This window comes from Bradyrhizobium aeschynomenes (assembly GCF_013178945.1).
GTDB classification, from domain to species: domain Bacteria; phylum Pseudomonadota; class Alphaproteobacteria; order Rhizobiales; family Xanthobacteraceae; genus Bradyrhizobium; species Bradyrhizobium aeschynomenes.
In genome coordinates this window covers 601,588-607,724 of sequence record NZ_JABFDM010000004.1, presented here as the reverse complement: position 1 = coordinate 607,724, position 6,137 = coordinate 601,588, and the positions used below count along the sequence as shown (strand labels likewise).

Sequence of the window (6,137 nt, the reverse complement as noted above, 5' to 3'; positions counted from 1 at the left end):
CTTTCTCGCGGCAGTCGCACTCGGCTCAACCCGCCTCTGGGCCAAGGCTTATGAGTCCACGCCCTAGACCGGCCAATCCTCCGCCGTGATCGTCGCTGCATCGGCGCCCACGATTTCGGACAGAGATTCGCGGCCCGTGCGCAGCAAGGTCGAGGTCAGGTCGGCCTTGATGCTGTCGACCAGGCCGAGACCCTTGTAGACGAGCGAGGAATAAAGCTGGATCAGGCTGGCGCCGGCGCGGATCTTGGTCAGCGCGGCGCCGCCGGTGTCGATGCCGCCGACACCGATCAGCGGGAACGCGCCTTCGACGCGGACGAAGGTCTCCGCGACCATGCGGGTCGAAAGCCGGAACAGCGGCCGCCCGGACAGGCCGCCCTGCTCCTTGGCGCGCAGCTGCTCGCGCAGGCTGTTGGGCCGGGCCAGCGTCGTGTTCGACACGATCATGCCGTCGACGCCGCGCGAGCGCGCGACATGGACGACGTCGTCGAGCTCGGCGAGGCTGAGATCGGGCGCAATCTTGAGCAGCACCGGGGTGTCGCCGGCCTTGCGGCGGACGCGGTCGCGCGCCTCCAGCACCTTGGACAGCAACTCGTCGAGCTGCGAGGCCTGCTGCAGATTGCGCAGGCCCGGCGTGTTCGGCGAGGAGATGTTGACGGTGAAATAGCTCGCCACCGGCGCAAAGGTCTCGATCAGGCGGACGTAGTCGGCGACGCGGTCGGCCGAATCCTTGTTGGCCCCGACATTGACGCCGACGATGCCGCCCTGGTTGGCGCGGCCGGCCAGCCGGCGCAGCACGGCCTCGGCACCGTCATTGTTGAAGCCCATGCGGTTGATGACCGCCTCGTCGCGCTCCAGGCGGAACAGCCGCGGCCGCGGATTGCCGCTCTGCGGCCGCGGCGTCACCGAGCCGATCTCGACGAAGCCGAAGCCGAGCCGCAGCAGCGCGTCCGGCACCTCGGCGTTCTTGTCGAAGCCCGCGGCCATGCCGACCGGGTTCGGGAAGTTCAACCCGAAAGCGCGCACCGCGAGCTTGGCATCGTCAGGCCGCGGCTTGATGGCGGGCAGCAGCTTGAGGCCCTGGATGGCAAGCCGGTGCGCATCCTCGGCGTCCAGCCAGCGAAGCAGCGGCAGCGAGACGGTGTCGAAGGCGCGAATCACGGCGCAAGTCCTGGAATGTCGTGGCCGCCATCGGCACGGCTGTGCATCTGGTGAACGGCGGTCACCGCACCGAGATCGAGTTCGCCATAGAGATGCGGGAACAGCTCGTCATTGCGCGAGCGCTCCCAGCGCAGCGCATCGCCCAGCGCGTCCGCCTCGACTTCGACCAGGAACAGTGCGCTCTGCCCGAAGAAGTGCTTTCGGGCGGTCTCCGGAACCTGAGAGGCGGTCGAGAAATGGATGAATCCGTCGCGCAGATCGTCCGCGCTGCCGCGGTAGACGCCCAGCCGCTCCGCCTCGCGCCAGGCCGAAGCTGAGCAGATTTTGTAGATTTTGGGCACCTTCGCGCGGTCCTGGCTTGAGCTTGAGTTTGCTGATGTTTTCGGGAGCGGCCGACCGTATCGGCAGGGGGCGGCGAACTCAAGCGTCGATTGTCCCGCAGCCGCTGCGCCGCGGCCCGCACGAGTTGTCCCGTGTCATCACGGATTCTTCTGGATACAGCCGGTTCCTCAGCAAGGATTAACCGAATTCAGCTCTCCTGGGCTTCGCGATTCGCCTTGGCGGCGCCGAGCGCCGACGGCCGCACCGATTGCCTGCATCACACTTGAGCTTTGGAGATTGCCATGGACCGCCGCAACGTCTTGAAGGCCCTTGCAGGGCTAGCCCTCTGCCCCGTCTGCGCCACGCCCGGCTTCGCCGCCGAAGGCGCCCCGCATTGGAGCTACGAGGGGACGACGGGCCCCTCCAAATGGGGCGATCTCGACGCGGCCAACAAGGTCTGCAGCGTCGGCACCCAGCAGTCGCCGATCGATATCGAGCATGCGACGCGGGCCCAATTGCCCGACTTCAAGCTGAGCTGGGCGAGGACCGCCGACACCATCGTCAACAACGGCCACACCATCCAGCTCAACTTCGCCGACGGCAGCGGCACCCTGAAGCTCGGCGGCACCACCTACAAGCTACTGCAGGTGCATTTCCATCGCCCGAGCGAGCACCAGATCGGCGGCAAGAACTATCCGATGGAAGCGCATTTCGTGCACCGCGCTGCGTCGGGCGGTCTCGCTGTGGTCGGCGTGCTCATGACCACCGGCCGTCCCAATGCCGCGTTCTCCCACATCGTGTCGACGATGCCGGACAAGGAGGGTCCCGCGGTCAAGGCCGATCCGCGCATCAATCCCAACATGATGCTGCCCAACCGCCGCTCCTATTATCGTTATGCCGGCTCGCTGACGACGCCGCCGTGCTCCGAGGTCGTCGAGTGGCTGCTGCTGAGCGAGCCGGTTTCGGTTGCCGAAGCTGACGTGGCGAAGTTCGCCAAGCTGTACCCGATGAATGCCCGCCCGGTGCAGAAGCTCGACCGCCGCTTCGTGCTGCAGGGCGTGTAAGTCGCGCATCGCCGGCCGCTTCGGATCGCGGCTGCCGCGCAGCACTCCGCCGTCGTCCCGGCCTCGAGCCGGGACCCATACCGCGGAGTGCTGATTGGTTTGGACGGTGGCGGAGATCTTCCGTCAAACTCGAGCCGGTGGTTATGGGTCCCGGCTCGAGGCCGGGACGACACCCTCTGCGGAGTGAAGAGCGTGGGCCTTACGCGCTCCGCGCCAGCGCCCCGTCGATCATGCTGACGGCGTTGTTGAGGCCGTAGACGGCGACGAAGGAGCCGAAGCGCGGGCCCTTCTCCTGGCCGAGCAGCACCTGATAGAGCATGTTGAACCAGTCCAGCGACACGCCCGGCCGGCCGTCCTTGCCCTTCTTGGCGTGGTCGAGGAACGGCTCGCGGCGGCCGATCTCGTAGACCACGTTCTGGATGTCCTCGGCGGTAGCTTCCGCCGGCAGGTTCGACAGCGCATCGCGCAGATCCTGCAACGCCACGCGCTCGATCTCGGTCGGCTCGCGGAACGTCTTGGTCGGCGCGACGAAGTCGCGATAGTAGTTGATGGCGTAGCCGACCATCGCATCGAGCTTGGGATGCGTCTGCGGCGTCACGCCCGGGCGGTAGCGGCCGATGAAGCCCCACAGCGTCTCGGCATTCTCGGCGTTCGACGACGACACCAGGGTCAGCAAGAGCTGGAAGGTCACCGGCATGTCGGCCTTCGGCGGCGTGCCGGAATGGATGTGCCAGACCGGGTTGCCGAGCTGCTGCTTGGCATCCTGCTTCGGGAAGCCCTCGAGGAATTGCTGATAGTCGTCGACGTTGCGCGGGATGACGTCGAAATACAGCCGCTTCGCCGCCTTGGGCTCGCGATACATGAACAGCGACAGCGATTCCGGCGAAGCGTAGCGCAGCCATTCGTCGATGGTCAGGCCGTTGCCCTTCGACTTCGAGATCTTCTGGCCCTTCTCGTCGAGGAACAGCTCGTAGTTGAAGCCCTCCGGCGGCGTGCCGCCGAGCGCCGCGCAGATCTTGCCGGACAGCTTCACCGAGTCGATCAGGTCCTTGCCGGCCATTTCATAGTCGACGCCGAGCGCGTGCCAACGCATCGCCCAGTCCGGCTTCCATTGCAGCTTGCAATGGCCGCCGGTGACCGGGACCGTCATACGCTCGCGGGTCTCGGGATCGTCATAGGAGATCGTGCCGGCCTTGGCGTCGTGCTCCACGATCGGCACGTACAGCACGAGACCGGTGCGCGGACAAATGGGCAGGAACGGCGAGTAGCTCGCGGCGCGCTCCTCGCGGAGCGACGGCAGCATGATGGCCATCACCTTCTCGAGCCGCTCCAGCATACGCAGCAGCGCCGCATCGAACTTGCCGGAGGTGTAGTAGTCGGTCGAGGAGGCGAACTCGTATTCGAAGCCGAATCTGTCCAGGAAGGCGCGCAGCCGCGCATTGTTGTGCGCGGCGAACGAGGGATACTCGTTGGAGAACGGATCGGGGATGCGCGACAGCGGCTTGCCCAGATGCGTCGTCAGCATCTCCTTGTTCGGCACGTTGTCCGGCACCTTGCGCAGGCCGTCCATGTCGTCGGAGAAGGCGATGAGGCGCGTCTTGATCTTGTCCTCGGTCAGCACGCGGAAGGCGTGGCGCACCATGGTGGTGCGCGCGACCTCGCCGAAGGTGCCGATATGCGGCAGGCCCGACGGGCCATAGCCGGTCTCGAACAGCACCTCGTCCTTCGGGGTCTTCTTCAGCCGGTTGACGATCGCTTTGGCCTGCTCGAACGGCCAGGCGTTGGAATTTTCGGCGAGCGCGCGCAGGTCGCTCGGGCTGGGAAGGGCGAGATCGATCGTGGACATATTGAAAAAGACTTCTCCGAAGGCGTGCAAAACAGCGGTCATGTTACCCGTCATTCCGGGGCGATGCGAAGCATCGAACCCGGAATCTCGAGGTTCCGGGTTCGCGTCTTCGACGCGCCCCGGAACGACGGCAAGCGCTAGAACGGGCTGATCGAGAAATAGCGCAGCCATAGGTCGGTGTAGCGGCCCTTTTCCCAGACCCGGAACAGCGCCCAGTTCAGGGCTTGGCGCAGCAGGTCGTTGCCCTTGCGCACCCCGATCCCGACGCCCTCGCCGAAATAGCGGCTTTCGACGAAAGGTCCACCGGAAAAGGCGCAGCAATCGGCCGAATCCGTGCCGTTGACCCAGAACGCCAGCGAGATGCCGTCGCCGAAGATCAGGTCGACCTCGGCCCGGCGCAGCGCCTGCCGCAGCGCGTCCTCGTTCGGATAGGCCTTGATCTCGGCGTCGGTGAACATCGCCTTGAGATAGGCCTCGTGTGCGGTACCGGCGACCGCACCGATCTTCTTGCCCTCGAGGAATTCGGGCCGGATCTCGGTCATGACCGCGTCGCGGCGCGACACGAAGCGCGCCGGCGCCCGGTAATAGGGATCGGAGAAATCCAGCCGCGCGCGCATCTGCGGCGTCACCGCCATCGAGGCAATGATGGCGTCGCCCCGGTTCGAGGACAGCGCGTCGATCAGGGTCTCGAAGCGGCGCATTTGGACGGTGCAGGTGACCTTGATCTCGTCGCAGATCGCCCTGGCGAGATCGACGTTGAAGCCGGCCGGATTGCCGTCGGGTCCGGTGAAATTGAACGGCGGATAATCGGTCTCGGTCAGGAAGCGGATCACCGTGAGGCGCGACAGATCGGGCCGCTCGGGGCGGCGCCGCGGATCCCAGAAGCCGGGCACCGCCTGCGGCGCCGCTTCGACCGCCGGCCTCACCGGCGCCTGGGCGCGCGCATCCGGTCCGGCCCCGGCCAGGCCGAGACAGAGCAGCACGGCGGCGATGATGGCGCGGGCCGGGCGGTTGGGCTTCCAGGGGCTTGAAACGACGGTCGGCATCAGCGGTCCCGATGGTCAGCGCGCCTTATAGACCATCCCGGCGCAAATTCGAGGCGCGAATCGGCTCGGCGCCGTGCGCCGGGCGCGAGAGCGTTAACGCGCTCAGAGGTATTTCTTGAGGTCCGCCGCCGCCTCCTCGGGCGTGCGCTTCAGGTTGAACGGCGCGACGAAGCGGCCGTTGCGGTCCATCAGATAGATCAAGGCGGTGTGGTCCATGGTGTAATCACCGTCCTTCAGCGGGACCTTCTTGGCATAGACCCGGTACTCGGTGAGGACCTTGGCCAGCACCTCGGGATCGCCGGTCAGGCCCTTCAGGTGCGGATCGAAGCTCGAGAGGTAGTCTTTCATGGTCGCCGGGTTGTCGCGCTCGGGATCGACCGAGATGAAATAGGCGTTCACGCTGTCGGCGTCCTTGCCCATCGCCCGCAGCACCTCGGAGATCTCGAACAGCGAGGTCGGACAGACGTCCGGACAATGGGTGAAGCCGAAGAAGATCAGCGTCGGCCGCCCCTGCAGGCTTTTTTCGGTGACGACTGCACCGGTCTGGTCGGTGAGTTGGAACGGCCCGCCGATCGCGGCAGGTGCCGCGATGTTGCGGGCACCGCCGCCCATGACGACGAACATCAGCGTCAGCCCGACCACCAGGCTGGCAGCGAAGGCTCCGATGATCACCAGCGGACGGGTGGCATTGGACGGCATGCC

Annotated in this window: 6 protein-coding genes; 1 reads left to right on the top strand and 5 read right to left on the bottom strand. The window is 66.1% G+C overall.

Translation table 11 applies throughout. The features are described 5' to 3' along the window. Positions 1–63: 63 nt before the first annotated feature. Both HL666_RS15670 and HL666_RS15665 read right to left on the bottom strand, forming a co-directional pair. Positions 64–1,158: a quinone-dependent dihydroorotate dehydrogenase gene (locus HL666_RS15670; RefSeq protein WP_172110275.1), complete on the bottom strand. Its 1,095-nt coding sequence runs from the start codon at positions 1,156–1,158 to the stop codon at positions 64–66. Further along, positions 1,155–1,499, bottom strand: coding sequence for a DUF952 domain-containing protein (locus HL666_RS15665; protein WP_172110276.1), 345 nt, complete (start codon positions 1,497–1,499; stop codon positions 1,155–1,157). The genes HL666_RS15670 and HL666_RS15665 overlap by 4 nt, the downstream gene beginning before the upstream one ends. Positions 1,500–1,781: 282 nt before the next feature. On the opposite strand from HL666_RS15665, the gene HL666_RS15660 reads away from it, so the two are divergent. After that, positions 1,782–2,543 (top strand): carbonic anhydrase, encoded by a 762-nt coding sequence (locus HL666_RS15660; RefSeq protein WP_172182288.1) that lies wholly within the window; start codon positions 1,782–1,784, stop codon positions 2,541–2,543. Between the two features lie 199 nt (positions 2,544–2,742). Here the strand turns inward: HL666_RS15660 and HL666_RS15655 are convergent, their stop codons facing one another. The 3 genes from HL666_RS15655 to HL666_RS15645 all read right to left on the bottom strand — a co-directional run bounded on the left by HL666_RS15655 (position 2,743) and on the right by HL666_RS15645 (position 6,134). Beyond that, the gene (locus HL666_RS15655) at positions 2,743–4,389 is read right to left on the bottom strand and encodes a lysine--tRNA ligase (RefSeq protein ID WP_172110278.1); all 1,647 of its coding nucleotides are present in this window, start codon (positions 4,387–4,389) and stop codon (positions 2,743–2,745) included. A gap of 137 nt (positions 4,390–4,526) precedes the next feature. Continuing rightward, a complete protein-coding gene (locus HL666_RS15650; protein ID WP_172110279.1) occupies positions 4,527–5,435 on the bottom strand; it encodes an ABC transporter substrate-binding protein in 909 nt (302 codons plus the stop codon). A gap of 102 nt (positions 5,436–5,537) precedes the next feature. Then, the gene (locus HL666_RS15645; RefSeq protein ID WP_172110280.1) at positions 5,538–6,134 is read right to left on the bottom strand and encodes an SCO family protein; all 597 of its coding nucleotides are present in this window, start codon (positions 6,132–6,134) and stop codon (positions 5,538–5,540) included. Between the last annotated feature and the right edge of the window lie 3 nt (positions 6,135–6,137).